Origin of the sequence: Arenibacter algicola, assembly GCF_018860365.1 — a bacterium.
In the GTDB taxonomy this organism is placed as follows: domain Bacteria; phylum Bacteroidota; class Bacteroidia; order Flavobacteriales; family Flavobacteriaceae; genus Arenibacter; species Arenibacter algicola_B.
Genome location: NZ_JAHKPO010000014.1, coordinates 522,918 through 541,242, shown reverse-complemented (window position 1 = coordinate 541,242; position 18,325 = coordinate 522,918). Strand labels below are relative to the sequence as shown.

14 protein-coding genes are annotated in these 18,325 nt (G+C 36.2%); all 14 read left to right on the top strand.

Annotation, left to right across the window (positions count from 1 at the left end):
* The first annotated feature begins 14 nt into the window (after window positions 1-14).
* Window positions 15-2,354 carry a TonB-dependent receptor gene (locus KO529_RS13565; RefSeq protein ID WP_215948407.1) on the top strand — a complete coding sequence of 780 codons (2,340 nt, stop codon included), beginning with the start codon at window positions 15-17 and terminating at the stop codon, window positions 2,352-2,354.
* Between the two features lie 728 nt (window positions 2,355-3,082).
* Window positions 3,083-3,628, top strand: a complete 546-nt coding sequence (locus tag KO529_RS13560; RefSeq protein ID WP_215948406.1) for a pyridoxamine 5'-phosphate oxidase family protein — start codon at window positions 3,083-3,085, stop codon at window positions 3,626-3,628.
* A gap of 115 nt (window positions 3,629-3,743) precedes the next feature.
* Window positions 3,744-4,391, top strand: coding sequence for a hypothetical protein (locus tag KO529_RS13555; RefSeq protein WP_215948405.1), 648 nt, complete (start codon window positions 3,744-3,746; stop codon window positions 4,389-4,391).
* A 504-nt stretch (window positions 4,392-4,895) separates the two neighbouring features.
* The gene (locus tag KO529_RS13550) at window positions 4,896-6,119 is read left to right on the top strand and encodes an efflux RND transporter periplasmic adaptor subunit (RefSeq protein ID WP_215948404.1); all 1,224 of its coding nucleotides are present in this window, start codon (window positions 4,896-4,898) and stop codon (window positions 6,117-6,119) included.
* 120 nt (window positions 6,120-6,239) lie between these two features.
* Complete coding sequence (locus KO529_RS13545; RefSeq protein WP_215948403.1) at window positions 6,240-9,428, top strand: efflux RND transporter permease subunit; 3,189 nt, start codon at window positions 6,240-6,242, stop codon at window positions 9,426-9,428.
* A gap of 11 nt (window positions 9,429-9,439) precedes the next feature.
* Complete coding sequence (locus KO529_RS13540) at window positions 9,440-10,906, top strand: efflux transporter outer membrane subunit (protein ID WP_215948402.1); 1,467 nt, start codon at window positions 9,440-9,442, stop codon at window positions 10,904-10,906.
* A gap of 254 nt (window positions 10,907-11,160) precedes the next feature.
* Window positions 11,161-12,054: a helix-turn-helix domain-containing protein gene (locus KO529_RS13535; RefSeq protein ID WP_227020828.1), complete on the top strand. Its 894-nt coding sequence runs from the start codon at window positions 11,161-11,163 to the stop codon at window positions 12,052-12,054.
* A 128-nt stretch (window positions 12,055-12,182) separates the two neighbouring features.
* Entirely contained in the window at window positions 12,183-12,863 is a 681-nt protein-coding gene (locus KO529_RS13530; protein WP_215948401.1) for an SDR family NAD(P)-dependent oxidoreductase, read from the top strand.
* 447 nt (window positions 12,864-13,310) lie between these two features.
* Window positions 13,311-13,862: a dihydrofolate reductase family protein gene (locus tag KO529_RS13525; protein WP_215948400.1), complete on the top strand. Its 552-nt coding sequence runs from the start codon at window positions 13,311-13,313 to the stop codon at window positions 13,860-13,862.
* A 351-nt stretch (window positions 13,863-14,213) separates the two neighbouring features.
* Window positions 14,214-14,771, top strand: coding sequence for a TetR/AcrR family transcriptional regulator (locus KO529_RS13520; protein ID WP_215948399.1), 558 nt, complete (start codon window positions 14,214-14,216; stop codon window positions 14,769-14,771).
* Between the two features lie 11 nt (window positions 14,772-14,782).
* Complete coding sequence (locus KO529_RS13515; RefSeq protein ID WP_215948398.1) at window positions 14,783-15,658, top strand: alpha/beta fold hydrolase; 876 nt, start codon at window positions 14,783-14,785, stop codon at window positions 15,656-15,658.
* Between the two features lie 308 nt (window positions 15,659-15,966).
* Window positions 15,967-16,395 carry a DUF1330 domain-containing protein gene (locus KO529_RS13510; protein ID WP_215948397.1) on the top strand — a complete coding sequence of 143 codons (429 nt, stop codon included), beginning with the start codon at window positions 15,967-15,969 and terminating at the stop codon, window positions 16,393-16,395.
* Window positions 16,396-16,470: 75 nt separating this feature from the next.
* Window positions 16,471-17,271 carry a class I SAM-dependent methyltransferase gene (locus KO529_RS13505; protein WP_215948396.1) on the top strand — a complete coding sequence of 267 codons (801 nt, stop codon included), beginning with the start codon at window positions 16,471-16,473 and terminating at the stop codon, window positions 17,269-17,271.
* A gap of 260 nt (window positions 17,272-17,531) precedes the next feature.
* The gene (locus KO529_RS13500; protein WP_215948395.1) at window positions 17,532-18,089 is read left to right on the top strand and encodes a helix-turn-helix domain-containing protein; all 558 of its coding nucleotides are present in this window, start codon (window positions 17,532-17,534) and stop codon (window positions 18,087-18,089) included.
* Window positions 18,090-18,325: the final 236 nt, after the last annotated feature.

Sequence of the window (18,325 nt, the reverse complement as noted above, 5' to 3'; positions counted from 1 at the left end):
ACTACAATTTAATTATGACTAGAAATATCTTACTACTAGTATTTTCGCTTTCATTATCCATTATAAACGCACAAGATATAACACAAAATATTAAAGGTTCAGTTATCGATAATTCATCCAAAGAAACTATACCTTTTGCTACAATAACAATAATCGGTACTGATCCGATTATAGGTACCACCTCTGATATGGATGGTAATTTTATTCTTAATAATGTTCCTATTGGCAGATATGATTTACAGATTTCTTACTTAGGTTATGAACCTATTATAATGCCTGAAGTTATAGTTACTTCTGCTAAAGAAGTTGTTTTAACCATAGCCCTAACAGAAAGCGCATTCGCTCTAAGTGAAGTTGTTCTTAAACCAAAGCTTGTTAAAGCTAAACCTCTTAATGAAATGGCTTCAGTGAGTACGCGTATGCTGAGTGTAGAAGAAGCCAATAGGTATGCAGGGGGATTTGATGACCCTGCACGTTTAGCTTCTTCCTTTCCTGGGGTAGCTAGTAGTGTTGGCAACAATGCCATTGTAATTAGAGGGAATGCCCCAAAATATTTACAATGGAAAATTGAAGGGGTGGAAGTTTCCAACCCAAATCATTTTGCTGATTTAGGATCTTTTGGTGGTGGCGGATTAACGGCTTTGAGCAGTAATTTGCTAGCCAATTCCGATTTTTTTACAGGAGCTTTTCCTGCTGAATACAATAACGCATTGTCCGGGGTTTTCGATATAAGAATGCGAAATGGTAATAGCACAGAATTTGAACATAGTTTCGAAATTGGAGCCATTGGAATGGACTTTGCATCGGAAGGACCTTTAAGCAAAAAAAACAACGCTTCTTATCTCGTAAATTATCGATATTCAACATTAGGTCTTGTTTCATCAATGTTGCCAGATGATGCCGATGGCACAAATTATCAAGATTTATCTTTTAAATTAACGCTACCTACTACAAAAGCTGGAATATTCTCTGTTTGGGGAATTGGATTAATAGACGAGTCTGGGTCAAAACCGGAAACTGAAACTGATAAACAAATTTATTATCAAGATATTGAAAAGCAAGATGTAAAACAGTATATGGGAGCTTTAGGTCTAAATCACAGGCTTGTTTTTGAAAATTCTGCATACTTGAACTCTACATTATCATTATCTGCCAATGGAATCGATTTAAAAACAGATAGGCTAGACGATACTTCTCAATTACAACCTGAAAATGAAATAAACAATAAAAACTACAATATTACTTTCAAGTCTACCATTAACAAAAAATTCAACTCAACACATACTAATAAAACAGGAATCATGGTAAGGGGTTTAGGATATGACCTAAATTTAAAGGAAAATCAAGGAGAACCTGAAAATGGTCCAAATTCATTAGTTGACCAAGATGGTTTTAGCTCTATAATATCTGCATTTTCAAGTTCCTCTATTTCATTAAAAAAATGGCAACTAAATATTGGCCTAAATTCTCAACTGTTTACATTGAATAACAGCTTTGCTCTTGAACCACGTTTAGGACTGAATTATCAGCTGAACGATAATAATGAAATAAGTTTTGGATATGGATTACACAGTAGAATGGAACCGTTAAACATTTACCTTGCCAATACCGGCAATTCCAGGTCCAACCAAGCCAACAGAAATTTAGATTTTTCAAAAGCACATCATTTCGTAATGGCTTATGATTGGAATATTAATGAAAAATTACATTTAAAAATAGAACCCTATTTTCAATATCTATTTAATATTCCTGTAATAGAAAACAGTACTGAATCACTTATTAATTTACAAAATGATTGGTTTATCGATGATACCTATGCAAATAATGGAAAAGGTAAAAATTATGGGCTCGATCTAACTTTAGAGCAATATGTAGATAATGGATTTTATTATTTGCTTTCCGGTTCTATATTCAATTCAGAATATAAAACAGACACTAATGTTTGGTACAATACCAGATTTAATAAAAATTACCTCCTTAATACTCTAGTTGGAAAAGAAATTAGAATTGGTAAGAAAAAACAAAGTTTACTTGGAATAAATTTAAAATTAAGCCTTCAAGGCGGTGACAGATATTCAAAAATTGATCCAACTGCTTCATTTATGGAACAAGGTGTTGTTTACAATGAAACTACACCTTTTACCGAGCAATCAAAGACATCTATCATATCCCATTTTACGATCAATTATGAATGGTATAAAAAGAAATCCGCACAAAAATTATCTTTAAAAATACTTAATGCAACAAACTACAAAGACTTTCAAGGTCATAGATACAATATTAAGACCAATAAAGTGGAGGAATTCAGAGAAGCATTAATGATACCGAATATTAGCTACAAAATATCATTCTAAAAATAAAGGTAGCGAACAACGCAGAATAAAATTAATAACTAGTTCACGGGTATAGTCAAAAATCTTCACACTTCATGTGATTATAATTCCCAGATAAATATTAACCCGCAAAACAAATCTTGGTAAAATGATCTATTATTGGTTACACATAATCTATACCTTTTTTGGATCAAGAATATTCTGAAAAAAAAATCTCTCTGCACAAAACAAATCTCCAATATTGGAAAGAATTAAAAAAGATCAAATCCCTAAACATTATCAGCGATTTTTAAACCTTATTTTTATGAAACAAGCATATCAAAAAAGACCTAGACAATTTAAATTTTATAGTACTTAACAGAAATGCCATCACAACGATTATAGCGAAAACTCTTAAAGGCGAAATATCAATAAAATACCAAAGCACCACAAGACTGGTTATCATTTCCCCAGCAGCAAGTGCCTAGCTCCAAAAAAGCAACTGACCCAATTGTAAATTCTCAAACACCAAGGACACTGTTGCAATATGCATTTACAGTTATCCGCACTTACTTCTTAAATAAATGTCTTTCTATATAGTTATATTTTTGACCAGTCACTTTATGCTGGTCGTAACAAAAATAGGGTAGGGGAGAAATTGTGACAACCTCTTAATTTATAATTAGGTCACAAAAAAGATTTACTAAATTAGACCTATAAAGGAAATATAGTGAACATTTAAATCCATTAGTTGGGGCTAATTTAAATATATGGGGAAGAAATTAGATTTTATTACCACTGAACTGCAAGAATTCATTGCGAATCAAAAACTATTTTTTGTAGGTACAGCTTCCAATGATGGGAGAGTTAATGTGTCTCCAAAAGGTACCGACTCATTTAGAGTTATTAGTAAGAACAAAATTATTTGGTTGAACTTAACAGGAAGTGGAAATGAAACCGCTGCGCATTTATTAAAGAATAATAGAATGACTATTATGTTCTGCGCTTTTGAAGGGAAACCTTTGATTTTAAGACTGTACGGAAAAGCAAAGATTTACCATAGAAGAGATAGTGAATTTCATAAATATTACAATATGTTCCCTGAGAATGTAGGTGCCAGGCAAATTATCGAAATGGAAGTAGAATTGGTTCAAACTTCTTGCGGCTTTGCGGTGCCCTTTATGGATTTCAAAGAAGAACGCACAACTTTAAATTCATGGGCGGCAAAACAAGGTGAGGACAAAATTCAAGAATATTGGAAAAACAAAAACAGCATAAGTATTGATGGATTTGAAACGAAAATCCTTGACGATTAAAGGCTGGCTACATTGTGATATAATACATGATTATTCCAAAAAAATAGTATCTTTTTTCACGCTTAGTTTCATTCCCTAACCCTTGTACCTAATTTAACAACCCTACTTATACAAATTGAAAATCAATATTCATCTAATTTCAACAGTTCATAGCGATAAAGGCAACTGCACATCTGAAAGTCTATTTAAAATACTCAATAGGATTAAACCTGATGTTGTTTTTTGCGAAGCTTCAATAAAAATGTATGAGGAATTCAAAATAGGATCGAACCAATCTACTCTTGAGTTAAATTCTATTAAAAAATTAAGTGAATTTCATTCGTTCTATTTTGTTCCAGTTGATACTTACCCACCACTAAGTACCAACATCAGAAATCAAATTGAAGAAATCAAAATATCATTAAAGAAGGACGAAAAATTCACAAAAGTTTGGCGTAAAAACGAAGAACATACACATCTTTTAGGCTTTGAATATTTAAACAGCGACGAAAACAACAAACAATTTGATAAAATATTAAAAAGAATAAACTACATAATACCTCGATTAGGTACTTCGGAATATACAATCACGTTCAAAAAGTGGTTGAATTTCCATGACAACCGTGAAAATACAATGCTAGAAAACATTAACTCATATATTGAAAAAAATGAATTTGAAAACGCAGTTTTTCTTTGTGGATCAGCACACCGAAAGTCAATTACAAATAAGATTAATGAGAAAAAAAATACTCGCCTGAAATGGAACTTTCAATTACCGGAATAAAAACTAGGTATAGAACTAAGTCTTCATGAGGCCACTACTACCAGTCCCCCAAAATATACGAGAGCGAAACTTGAGGACCGTGCTGGCTAAACCCTGATACAATTATTCCTTATTCTGGAGGTTTCTTAATTTCTGGATATTTCAGTTCGTTTTGGGCCAATATAAAAAATGGAAATACTTAAAATTGAGGTTTTCACAAATTTGTTTTATCTATTATTTTCTTTTAGGCCATGAAAATAAACCAACTAGAGAAGGCTACTTATTCTAATTGGTGACTATAATTTCGGAGCTGCTTTCCACTATCCTAGTTTATCGCATAATATCTTCATATAAAAGAATGTCTTTTTAGAAAACTGTATAAGAGTGTTTTCGGAGATTAAATAAAAAAAACTAAGAAGATTAGATTTTGGTCATTTATATAAACATAATGGTTAGCCATTAGGGAGCAGCTCATTATAAATTTGCTGTGTCAAAACATTAATCAAAAACCTAAAGAAGAACAAGATGAAAAAATTTGATATAAATACCCAAAAAATTTCCAAAAGTGTATTGGCACTTGCCGGATTGCTTTTCATTGTAATTATTATACTCGCTTTCACGTCAGGGGATGCCGAAGAAATTGAAACTGTTGCGGCTCCACAGGCCATGCCGGTAGAGGTGTCGTCACCACTAATAGAAAAAATAACCGAATGGGATGAATACACAGGCCGTTTTGAGGCAAGTAACCGAGTGGAAGTACGGGCACGTGTTAGCGGATTTTTGGAAAGTGTCAATTTTGTTGATGGGCAGATGGTCAACAAAGGCGATGTGCTTTTTACTATTGATGACAGGCCTTTTAAAATTGCTCTTGACCAAGCAAATGGAGATCTTAGTCAAGCACAGGCATCCTTAAAAACAGCACAGGATAATTTTGAAAGAGTAGAATCACTTCGTGAATCAGGAGCTGTGTCCATTGAAGAATACGATCGTAGAAAACAAGCCCTGGAATATGCCAAAGCGAGTATTCAATTGTCACAAGCAAGGGTTGATAATGCAAAATTAAATTTGGAATTCACAAGGGTTACAGCACCAATGGCCGGTCTAGTGAGCAGGGATAAGGTGAATGAGGGCAATTTAATCGATGGTGGCTCTTCCAACTCCACCTTGTTGACCACTATTGTTGCTACAAGTCCTATTGATTTTTATTTCACCGGAAGTGAGTCCGATTATTTAAGATATGTTCGTTTGGCAAGAAACGGTGAACGAAGATCTGCCCGCTCTGAGGGAATACCAGTATTTATAAAACTTCAGGATGAAGAGGATTTTGTGCACGAAGCTAAAATGGATTTTGTGGATAACGAGATAGATATCAGTACCGGAACGATCGAAAGCCGGGCGGTGCTTGAAAACAAAGATCATTTGTTGGAACCCGGAATGTTCGGAAAAGCAAGGATAGCTGGAAGTGCCGAACACGAGGCCATTATGATTCCAGATGAGATCATAGGTACCAACCAATCCATTCGTTTTGTATACGTATTGGGTGAGGGCAATCTTGTAACGACAAAGAATGTCACATTGGGGCCATTACATTCCAACGGATTGAGAATCATTAGGGATGGAATTTCCCAAGAGGATAAATTGATAACGAATAACATTCAAAAAATAAGACAGGGAATTGCTGTCACCCCAATAGAAACCGAATTTCAAAAGAGTGAATCGGGAGAGTTGGCCATTGCCAAAATAGAGTGATAGCCGTCACATAAATAGAAACCCAAAAATTATTCCAGTCCCTTAAATTGCTCCTCCGCGTCCATAAATTGGAGGGAGAGAGGAGCAGGAGGGATGCTATATTTCAATTCTAGATAAATTATGAAATTCAGTCACATATTTATAAAAAGACCCATTTTTGCTGCAGTACTGAGTGTACTCATACTTATTGTGGGCGGTCTGGCATATGTATCCTTGCCAGTTTCTCAATTCCCGGATGTTGCGCCACCAACGGTAGAGGTTGTGGCCCTATATCCAGGAGCAAATGCCAAGACTCTTTCGGAAACAGTAGCAGCACCTCTCGAAAAAGAAATCAATGGGGTGGAGGGGATGATCTATATGACCTCCCAGTCTTCTGCTGACGGCCGTGTAGTGCTGCAAATAGCCTTTGAACTGGGAACCGATCTGGACAGGGCACAGGTGCAGGTTCAGAACCGTGTTGCCATTGCAGAGCCAAGATTACCGGAATCGTCCCGTCGATTAGGAATTACTACCAAAAAGATATCACCTGATATCCTATTGGTGGTGAATATGTATTCCCCGAACAAAACCTATGACCAAACCTACATGGGGAATTATGCCACCTTGCAATTGAAGGACCAATTGGCACGTATAAAAGGTATTGGCGATATACAGATTTTTGGGGCTGCTGAATATGCCATGCGAATATGGTTGGATCCTGATAAAATTGCCAATTTGGATTTGACCGCAGGTGAAGTGGTTGCTTCACTTCGGGCTCAAAACGTACAAATTGCCAGTGGTACTTTGAATACCTTGCCTTCAGGTAACCAATCTGCCTTCGAAATTAATATTCAGACCCAGGGCAAGCTTGTAACTACCGAACAGTTTGAGAATGTCATCATCAAGTCGCATGGAGATGGCAGAATTGTACAATTAAAAGATATAGGAAGGGTTGAATTGGGTGCTCAAAATTATGCTACCAAGGGATACTTGGGAAAAAATCCTGCTATAGCCATGCCTATTTTCCAACAACCGGGAGGTAATGCTTTGGAAACAGCTGCTGAAATTCAAGCCAAAATGGTGGAGTTGTCCAAGAATTTTCCAGAAGATCTGGAATATAAAATTGCTTATAATCCGACTGAATTCATCCAAAAATCTGTAGATGAAGTATACCATACAATTTTTGAAGCCATCATTTTAGTGGTCTTGGTAATCCTTTTGTTTCTACAATCCTGGCGAGCGGCCATCATTCCAATTCTTGCCATACCGGTATCACTTATAGGAACCTTTGCCGTTATGCAGGCCATTGGGTTTTCTTTGAACAACCTTACGCTGTTTGGTTTGGTATTGGCAATCGGAATTGTAGTGGATGATGCCATTGTCGTGGTTGAAAATATGGAGAGGTATTTGTCAAAAGGACTTTCCCCTAAAGAGGCTGCCGTTAAGACCATGGATGAAGTGGGAGGTGCTTTGGTGGCCATAGGTCTGGTTTTGATAGCGGTTTTTATTCCGACAGCATTCTTGGAGGGCATATCCGGACAATTTTACAAACAGTTTGGATTGACCATTGCAGTTGCAACGACCATTTCCGTGTTCGTTTCCTTAACATTGAGTCCGGCTATGGCAGCTCTATTAATGAGGCATGAGGAAAAAGATCATAATAAAAAGACGCCCATATTACTCAAACCATTTGTTTTTGTTGGTACTGCCTTTAATAATTTCATGGAAAAAATTTCCATGAACTATGGTAAAACTGTTCAAAAACTTATTAGAACATCAATAATGGTATTAGTGGTGTACGGTGGACTGGTATTACTTACAGGAATAGAATTCAACAGGGTGGCCAAAGGGTTTATTCCGGCAATGGACCAACAGTATTTTATCACGATTGTGCAATTACCGCCAGGCTCTTCCTTATCTAGAACTGATAATGTCATGCAAAAGGTATTGGATATTGCTTTGGATATGGACGGAGTTGAAAATGCGGTTGCATTTACTGGATTTGATGCTGCTTCCTTTACGAATGCTTCCAACGCCGCTGCAGTATTTTTACCCTTGGAAGATTTTGAGGTAAGAAGAAAAAAGGGCCTAGGATATGAAGCATTGCTAGGTACCCTACAACAGAAATTGGGACAGATAGATGATGCTGTAGTTCTTGTGATTCCTCCTCCCTCTGTGAGAGGGATAGGGAATGCCGGTGGGTTTAGAATGATGGTACAGGATAGAGGGAATGTTGGAACGGATGAACTCTTGAACGCCACCTATGCATTGGCCGCTGCAGCCAATAATGACCCAATTCTTAATAATGTATTCACTTTTTTCAACAATCAGACCCCTCAATTGTATTTGGATATCGATCGGGTTAAAGCAGAAAAATTGGGGTTAAATGTAGGTGATGTATTTCAGTCCTTGGAGATCTATATGGGATCCGCATTTGTCAACGAATTCAATTATTTAGGGAGAACCTTTCAAGTGACTGCACAGGCCGATGCGCCAAACCGTTTAACACCAGATGATATATCACGGATCAAGGTTCGAAATAAAAATGGGGAAATGGTGCCACTTGGAACGATCACTACCCAACAAAATATTTCCGGACCCTCAAGGATTCCAAGGTTTAACTTATATCCTGCAGCTTCGTTAAATGGGAATATTGCTCCTGGATATAGTTCAGGGCAAGCTTTGGATAGAATGGAACAGTTGGCGGAAAAGATTCTACCACAAGGTATTTCATATGAGTGGACGGAATTGGCGTATCAAGAAAAACAGACGGGAAGCACGGCAGGCATCGCATTCTTATTGGCCGTCGTATTTGTCTTTCTATTGTTGGCGGCTCAATTTGAAAGTTTGGTACTCCCTCTAGTGGTCATATTCATTGTTCCTATGGTATTATTGTCTGCAATGATCGGTATTGACTTGGCAGGGTTGGACAACAACATAATGGTCCAGATCGGACTTATAGTTTTAGTAGGATTGGCGAGCAAGAACTCCATTTTAATCGTGGAGTTCGCCAAGCAATTGGAAGATCAGGGCAAGGACTTGAAAACCGCAATTTTGGAGGCCACTAAATTAAGGCTAAGGCCCATTTTAATGACAGCAATGGCATTTATTTTAGGTGTTGTGCCTTTAGCTATCGCCACCGGCGCTGGTGCAGAGCTCCGTGTTTCATTGGGTATTGCTGTATTTAGCGGTATGCTCGGAGTGACACTTTTTGGGATTTTCCTGACACCGGTATTCTATTATTTGGGAAGAAAATGGTCCGCCACATCTTCCAGCACCAACACAATTAAACCTGTGCCAACAAGCATTGAAAAAACTGAATTAACTTAAATTTTAAAAAAATGAAGAATTTGTTTATTGTCGCCATATTGTTGTTCCTGTTGGTTTCCTGTGGAATTACCAAACGCGATTTTAATGTGGCGCCCAAAGCGAAGGTTGAAGAGAATTTCTTAGAAGTAAATAGTTCCAATGCTTTTACCAAAGTTGCTACGGCCCAGAATTGGTGGTCAGAATTCAACGACCCCATTTTGAACTCTTTAATTGAAAAAGCAAGAAAACATAATATGGATATCAATTCTGCCGTAGCGAACGTTTTTGCCTCAAGGGCTTTATTTAAAGAAACAAAATTTGATAGAGTCCCAACAGTGACGGCCAATGGCAATTATACGAGAACCCGTCTTGGAGAAAACGTCTTTGTACAAGGGAGCAATCCCACTTATAGCAACTACAATGGCAGCTTCGATGCTTTTTGGGAAGCTGACCTGTTCGGAAGGGTTTCCAACCGTATTAAAGGGGCCTATGCCAATAATCAATTGGCGGTAGCCGATATGCAAGGGGTATATGTAAGTATTTTTGCCGAAGTGGCCAATAATTACATGGAATTGAGAGGTTCACAATACCTATTGGATATAGCACATCGTAACTTAAAAGGGCAACAGGATACTTATGATCTGACGGTTAAATTGTCGGAGGCTGGAACAAGCAATAATCTTGATGTTTCTCGAGCGTTGGCGCAATTGGAAAATACCAGAGCTACGATTCCTCCTCTAAAAGCAAATATTGAAGCATTGAAAAATAGATTGAGCGTCTTGATTGGAGAAGTGCCTGGTAATCTGGATTCGACCATGGTAGAGAAGCAACCTTTGCCAAGTTTACCTTCATCAGTGGCTTTGGGAGATGTAAATGAACTATTACGTCGCCGTCCGGATGTACGTCGGGCAGAAGCTGCATTACAAATACAAATTGCCAGGTACAATTTGTCTGTGGCAGAACTTTATCCTAAAATTCAATTTGTCGGATCTATTGGGTTTTCTGCCGTTGATTTTTCAAATTTTGGAAGTAAGGAATCCTTTACTTGGAGTGTCATGCCCAATATAAGTTGGGCTGCCTTTAACCTGGGAAGGGTGAAACAACAGATCAAGGGGAACGATGCCTTAACATTTGCATCACTGAATCAATATGAGAAAACCGTATTAAATGGATTGGAGGAGATCCGAACAGCTTTGAGCAATTATTCGAACGAATTGCAAAGAAAGGAAACATTAAGAGCCTCTTCGGAGGCCAGTGCAGAGGCCGCCAAATTTGCCAAACAGCGATATAATGCCGGTCTGGATAGCTTTATCGACTTTTTAAGTGCCGACAATTCGCTTCTTCAATCCGAAAACTTGTTGGCAAGAAGTGAGATTTCTTCGGCAACATCCCTAATAGCAATATATAAAGCTTTAGGTGGGGGCTGGGAAATTATTTCCGAAAATGAATTGAACAACAAATTTGAGCAAATGAAACACCTCGAGGATAATTCAAAATAGCGCTAATTTTAAGGGTTCTATCGGGACTGCCATTTTTCTGTGAGGAATATGGCAGTTCCCTTTTTCGCGAAAATAAAATTATTTTTTGCACTAATGGATAAGTATTTCGCTTGGATATCAGTATAAGGTCAGGGTATTGGATAGGTTTAAAACGAGTGGTGAAATATGCAAATATGGAGTTATATTGATTTGTTTCATTTAACTATTTTAATGACTGACGGCCCAACTTTAAGACCATTATTTTGTAATTTTATATGATGATAAAAACCGAAATTCCTGTTTTTGAAACAAGCAATGATTTTCATGAAGCGATTGGATTTCCCCATAGAAGCCACATCCCTAATTTTGATGTGTATGCCTTCGAAAGGTTGGAGCCTTCCACAAGGCGATGCATGCCACCTTATCGACAAGGTTTTTATTATATAGGTCTATTAAGTTATGTTGGGGAAAGCAAATTGAATCTGAACACTGACTGGCTTAGTCTAGATGGATATCCATTATTATTTGTAGTACCAGGGCAAGTTTTCTCGTGGGTATGGGATGCAAAAATAGCTGGATTTAATATTATGTTCAAAAAGGAATTTTTGATGCATGTAGTCCCTAATTTAATTGAGGATTTCCCGTTTTTAAAAATGTCAGAAAACAAAGTGTTGGTCTTGACAAAAGAGGAGCACGAATCCCTTTATTTTGATGCCGAAAGAATGCATTCTGTATTTAAGAATCCTCATCCCTACCAAGAAAAAATGCTGGAAGGCATGTTGCTCACTTTTTTGTATTACTGTAAAGCAGTTTATGAGCGCTACAAAACGACTGAAAATCATTTGACAAGTGCACAAATGATAACCCAAAAATTTGAAACCCTAGTTGATAAAATGTATGTGGATACCAAGAATGTCAGTGATTATGCCGATCAACTCAACATTACACCGAATTACCTGACCACTACGGTAAAAAAATTAACAGGTAAAAGCGCCAAGGATATCATTCAGGAAAGGCTACTAGTTGAAAGTAAAAGCCTGTTGAAATTTTCAGGCCTGGATATAGCGGAAATTGCCTATAGACTCAATTTTCAAGAACCCACCCATTTCACGAGATTCTTTAAAAAGTTAAGTGGTACGACACCAAATAAATTTCGTCAATTGAATTGATGGAGAGCGATTTATATTTGTAATTCGGATACAGTGCAGTAAGTCACTATTTGGGTCATTTATTAAAGAAAAGTGGTTATTTTTTGAGATTGTTTTTAGTTAAATTTGTAGAGTTAAATAGTTTTGCCATGAATGTTAATAGAATTGCAGTTGTCACAGAATCCGGTAATGGGTTGGGAAAATCATTTGCCCATATTTTATTGAACAATAATTATAATGTAATTCTTGCTGCTAGTAAGAAAAGTTTCGAATTGCTTTCTCAAGATGGAGGAATTCTTCAAGACTATAAGTTGGTAAAAACAGATTTCACATCAGCAGAAAGCCTATTGGAATTAAAAACAAAAATAGATTCTGAATATGGGAGATTGGACCTTTTGGTCAACAATGCTGAAATAGCCAATGGCTTTGGTCAAAAAATCGATCAAATCAACCTAGATGAGGTAAGGCTTGTATATGAGACAAATTTATTCGCAGTCATCAGGATTATCCAGGTATTGAAGCCTTTGCTTGAAAAAGGTATAGATCCCAGTATTATTAATATAACTAGTGCATTGGGCGATATCAATAAAATGCGGGATGACGAATTCTGCTATTCCAACTATTGTATGACTGCTTATGCGACTTCTAAAGCTGCATTGAATATGTTTACCCATTTACAGTGCAAGGAATTCAAGCCTTCAAAAATTAAAATCAATAGCTTCGATCCTATTGCCTTAAAAAATTGCACCCATAACTCCGTTACCATCTGCGATGGTATAAAAGATGATTTCATTGCCCTTATAAGACACGTGGAATCTCCTATTCAGTAGGTGGCAATCCAGTTACTCTTTTTGGCCTTTTGTTTATTTATTAGGTGTTCAATTAAACGGCTTTCAGAATATAAAGATTGACATACAGGTAATTTGTCAGAATAGTATTCATTTTCTTCCGGGATGCCCATAAACCCATATGAACAATTTTTAAATCCATAACCAGCATATTTTTAAGGGTGTATCTAAATTTCCCCCTCAAATGCCTTTTCCCGCAACTTTCTTTTCTCGGAATTGTTTTTCTTTAGGCTAGCCAGGGAAGGCTCGACTTAACCAAAATAGGGGAGAAGAAGTAAAGTTAATAAGCCCCCCTTAATTAATAACCCGGCCAACAAAAAAGATTCATTAAATTAGATCTACAAAAGATTTATAGTCAACACCTATATTCAATTGTTGGCGGTCATTGGAAAAATGGCTTTCTTGAATCAAAAGTTGTACAGATAAAATATGGGTAAAATAATTGGAGCTTTAAATATGACACTTGACGGAATTTGTGACCACACTGCAGGAATTCCCGATAAAGAATTACATCAGCATTATGCAGAACTATTAGGACAGGGAGACGCAATATTGTATGGCAGGACTACGTACCAACTTATGGAATTTTGGCGAGCGGTTTTAGAAAACCCTTCCGAAGAAAAATCAATGAACGACTTTGCAATAGCCATTGACAAAATCCCCAAAATTGTATTCTCTCATACCCTTAAAAATGTAGATTGGAAAAGTGCAACCTTGGCAAGAAGTGACTTAAGAGATGAAGTATTAGAACTCAAAAAACAATCAGGTAGAGATATTCTTGTTGGTAGTCGCAGTTTAATTATACAACTACTGAAACTTAACTTAATTGATGAATTTCAACTTTGCATATATCCAATGGTGGAAGGAAAAGGTTTGCCATTCTTTGAAGAAATAAACGACAGGATTATTTTTAAACTCGTTAAGACAAAAACTTTCAATAGCGGTGCCTTACTTCTTTATTATCAACCCAAAAACCAATGAGAAAAACAGCGAAACTCCAACAATGACCCCTATTAAAAGCAGTAGTCCAATTACTAAAATCTGAAAATTATTTTTTATCCATTCTTAATGGCAATAATGAGGTATTGGATTTTCAGCTTTAATCCCGGGGATTTTATAGGAATCCGTGGCCAGCAATTATTATCGGTTCAATCTAAATTACACCTCATTTACCGTTTCCCTCTACTTACTTGCCAATGAATGTAATACTCCTTAAAAATATAGGGTAGTGGACGATAGTGCCATTAACCTTTAAGTTATGAATTTTGGCAACGATAAAGATTTACTATGCAATATGTCACAATAATGTGACATATTGCATATATTTGCGACATGCTAGATACAAAAACTAAAATTATGTCCGCCGCAGTAAAATGCTTTCAGAGTAACGAATCGATTTCTTTGGAGAAAATTGCTGAAGAAGCTGGGGTTACTCGCAGAACGCTGCATCGATACTTTGAAAATCGCCAAAACTTAATGGAAAGCTGTAAAAACGAGATGCTCGAAAGTTGCAATAAGGCAATGAATGAAGCCTATGAAAGTGATGATGACCAAATCAAAAAACTTAGGAATATGCTGTTTGCTGCAATTGAACAAGGAGCAAAATATTCATTCATCAAAAGATTCTATGAGAATAGTAGTTTTTCGGATTTAGAAAGTAAAAATGAATTTGAATCCGATAACGTCAAAACCAGATGGTTAAAAATAATCAAGAACCTTCAAAATGAAAAACGCATTAACCATGAACTAACCATTAATTGGATTTTTAATTTGTTCGGATCAATAATTGAAACTACGATTTATGCAGTTGAGTCAGGGGATGTGGCCAAGAATGATAGTAAGAAGTTTGCTTGGATTTCCTTCAAAGGAGCTATCGGATTAAAAGAATAAAACCTAACAATATGAATCAATATTCAACAGAAAGTCTTATCAAAAAAATGCCTGGTTTCTCCAGTTGTTTTCAAAAAGTTAATGGAATAAATATTCATTATGTGAAGGGAGGAGGTGGAGAACCTTTGATACTATTGCCAGGCTGGCCTCAGACCTGGTGGTCTTACCACCATATAATGCCCTCTCTTGCTGAAAACTATACTGTAATTGCAGTTGACCTTCGTGGAATGGGGGATAGTGATAAACCAAAAGAGGGATATACCAAAAAAAATATGGCTGGTGATATCAGAGAATTGGTGGTAGCTTTAGGATACGACAGAGCTCATATTGTCGGGCATGATATTGGTGCCAATGTAGCTTATTCGTTTGCGGTCAATCACTCTGATAGAATTAATAAATTGATTCTTTTAGATAGCCCACCTCCCGATGAAAACATGTACAAACTTCCTATGTTGCCTGTAGGACTACCAGTATATCCTTGGTGGGTAGCTTTTAATCAGTTAAGCGAATTGCCTGTCCAATTGCTGGAAGGTCGTTTCCAATTGTTGATCAACCATCTTTTGGACAAGCTACTTATAAATAAAGATGCCATCAATGATTTTGACCGCTCAGTGTACAGTTATCATTATAATAACAGAGAAAACATAAGTGCCTCAAATGCATGGTATCAAACCTTCGGAGAAGATATTGCAGAACAGAAGACCTATCCTAAAATTAAAAATCCTACCAAGGGAATTGCGTCATCTGCTACTCTCGACATCCTAGATAGTTTTCTTTCTCAGAATGTTTTTGAATATGAAATGATGGAGATAGAAGGTTGCGGGCATTTTCTTCCAGAGGAGAAGCCTGAGCAAATTACGAAAGCCATTTCGGATTTCTTGAAATAAACTCAATAATTATCATAAAAAGAAGACTGGATAAAATACTATCAACTAAAACTAAGTCTTCAAGTTTGGCTCCCGCATTATATGAGGGACTGGCAGTACCGACCACACGCAGACTTAGTTATTATTTTGTACCTGGGCCTAGTCAGAAATCCATAACTTGTTAAAAATAAAGAAATCAAATTTTCATATCTAAGAACTGGCAAAATAGACACGGAATAGATCAATGTCGAATAAAATAAAATAGCAACTTTGGCTACATGGTTTAATCCTATAATGTTAAGCGCAACTTAAATTAAAACCTAAATTATATGCAAAAATATATCAATGCAAATCCCGAGTCCGGAAAGAGGTTTTATCAGGACTTTCACGCTAAAGGAAAAATTGTAATGTTGAACTTGCTGAAGTTTCGTGAAAAAGCTGATTATACAAACTTTAGCGAAATAAAACCCAAGGATGAAATTAAGGGTGAGGAAGCCTACCAAGTGTATCTGAAAAAAACTTTTCCTGAATTAAAAAAAGCTGGAAGCCGAATCATCTATTACGGAAAAAGTAATAATTTCTTAATTGGACCTGAATCCGAAAATTGGGATGCTGTTTTGGTAGTTGAGCACGAGTCTGTATTGAAGTTTATGGAGTTTGCCCAAAATAAGGGTTACTTAAAAAATGCCGGACATAGAACTGCTGCATTGGAAGACTCCAGATTATTGCCTTCAACTGAAATCAAGGACTACACGTAATAACCAAGAATTTTTCCGGTCAGAATGGGCGTATAATGTTGGTGATAACCATAACCAAAATTCATGAAATCCAAAATGAAACTAAACAAAATCGTAAAAAGAGATTCCAAAGTAGGGTCAGAAATATATAATAATAGATCATTGGAAGTAGATTATCGTACTTTAAAACCCTTATTGAGAAAAGATATCAGAGTACTTGATGTGGGCTGCGGAACGGGAGCTATTTCCAAGGATGTTGCGGCTATCATTGGAAATGGCGGAAAAATAATTGGGATTGATAAGGACCCTAAATTTATAGAAAATGGAATTGCTAATTATGGACATATAAAGGACTTAGAGCTGATCTCTACAGACATATTTGATTTTAATCCCGATCAGAAGTTTGATTTGATTATTTCTGCTAGAATGCTTCAGTGGTTATCCAATCCGAAAGAAGCTCTGTTAAAAATGAAATCATTACTTAATCCCAATGGTGTTATATCAATATTGGATTATAATCACAAGAAAATTCAATGGAACCCAGATCCACCACAGAGCATGATTGAATTCTTTGAAGCATTTCTTAAATGGAGGGAGAATGCGGGCATGAATAATGAAATAGCCGATTCTTTGCCTTCTTTATTTCAGGAAATTGGGCTTAAAAATATACAAACATTAAATTCCGATGAATACTATACTCGGGATAGAAAGGATTTTAAGTCTAAAGTAGGTATTTGGAGTAAGGTAGCTGGATTAAAGCAAATATCCGAAGAAGGTTATATAGAGGATTCCCAGAGACTATATGCGGCAAAGGAATATGATAGTTGGGTGGAAACAGAGGCTATATCCATGACAATGAATCTGTCTGAAACTAGAGGAGAAATTGCCAGTTACTAATACAACTCACAAATAATATGGACTTGGACCAGAATTTTATTGTTTGCGTATTTTTATAAGAACGTGAAATCTTTGGGATTCAGAGTTTAACAAAAAAGCAAGTACAATACGTTAAGCTTTAGTCATAATGTTACATAACATTGATTTGCCACTTTACGACATTAGCTGACAAATCAAATGTCGTGCATAAATCAGACTATTACCGTTATCCATAATCAATTTAAAATTTACTTTTAGGGTTGAATAATTGTATAAGTGATATGAATAAAATTGCAAAAAAAATAAGCGAAATCCGGAAAAGCAAAGGACTGACTCAAGAAGAATTAGCTGAACAATCAAATATAAACATAAGAACTATTCAGCGGATTGAAAGTGGTGAAAGTGAACCACGAGGTAAAACTCTAAACCTTATTTGCGATGTTTTACAGATCGATATTTCGGAATTGATTCCTAACGAGGATTCAATGACAAATAATATTGGAGTATTAATTATAAATAAATTTTTCCTTTTAGCATTAAATATGATGTTAATGGGAATGATAGGTTATTTAACATTAGATTCAAACGCTAATCTTAACAGCAGATTTGGTGGATTGATGTTAAGTATATTTCTACCTTACTTTATAGTTACGTTGACAAAAAAGATGAATAATAAAGAGCGTATGTTTAAATTTGGATTTGGGTATATCATCTACTTTGTTTTTATCATGATAAAGCACGGGTTTCCAATTGGATTCGGCACTGGATTGTTTCCTTGTCTTCTTATAAGTCTGTCGGTCTTATATTTTGGTGCGGGTTTGATAAAATACTTGGATTAAAAGGTGTTAGCACAAACCACCTCTTTACGGTTTTCCACGACTTAGTTTTCAAATAAATGTTCTTCTTTATGTCAATCATAAAGTGAGCCCAGGAAGGCTATATGGACCAAAATAGGGTAGGGGTATTTAGAACAGTTAGCTCCCAATTAATATTAGGGCAAAGAAAGATTTACTAAATTAGACCTATAATAGGAATATACACACTAGTAATTATATACAATTGTTATGGGCAAGGC

Coding starts and splice junctions, on each gene's coding strand:
- KO529_RS13565 (WP_215948407.1), top strand. CDS start 15: ATGACTAGAAATATCTTACTACTAGTATTTTCGCTTTCATTATCCATT.
- KO529_RS13560 (WP_215948406.1), top strand. CDS start 3,083: ATGGGGAAGAAATTAGATTTTATTACCACTGAACTGCAAGAATTCATT.
- KO529_RS13550 (WP_215948404.1), top strand. CDS start 4,896: ATGAAAAAATTTGATATAAATACCCAAAAAATTTCCAAAAGTGTATTG.
- KO529_RS13545 (WP_215948403.1), top strand. CDS start 6,240: ATGAAATTCAGTCACATATTTATAAAAAGACCCATTTTTGCTGCAGTA.
- KO529_RS13540 (WP_215948402.1), top strand. CDS start 9,440: ATGAAGAATTTGTTTATTGTCGCCATATTGTTGTTCCTGTTGGTTTCC.
- KO529_RS13535 (WP_227020828.1), top strand. CDS start 11,161: ATGATGATAAAAACCGAAATTCCTGTTTTTGAAACAAGCAATGATTTT.
- KO529_RS13530 (WP_215948401.1), top strand. CDS start 12,183: ATGAATGTTAATAGAATTGCAGTTGTCACAGAATCCGGTAATGGGTTG.
- KO529_RS13525 (WP_215948400.1), top strand. CDS start 13,311: ATGGGTAAAATAATTGGAGCTTTAAATATGACACTTGACGGAATTTGT.
- KO529_RS13520 (WP_215948399.1), top strand. CDS start 14,214: ATGCTAGATACAAAAACTAAAATTATGTCCGCCGCAGTAAAATGCTTT.
- KO529_RS13515 (WP_215948398.1), top strand. CDS start 14,783: ATGAATCAATATTCAACAGAAAGTCTTATCAAAAAAATGCCTGGTTTC.
- KO529_RS13510 (WP_215948397.1), top strand. CDS start 15,967: ATGCAAAAATATATCAATGCAAATCCCGAGTCCGGAAAGAGGTTTTAT.
- KO529_RS13505 (WP_215948396.1), top strand. CDS start 16,471: ATGAAACTAAACAAAATCGTAAAAAGAGATTCCAAAGTAGGGTCAGAA.
- KO529_RS13500 (WP_215948395.1), top strand. CDS start 17,532: ATGAATAAAATTGCAAAAAAAATAAGCGAAATCCGGAAAAGCAAAGGA.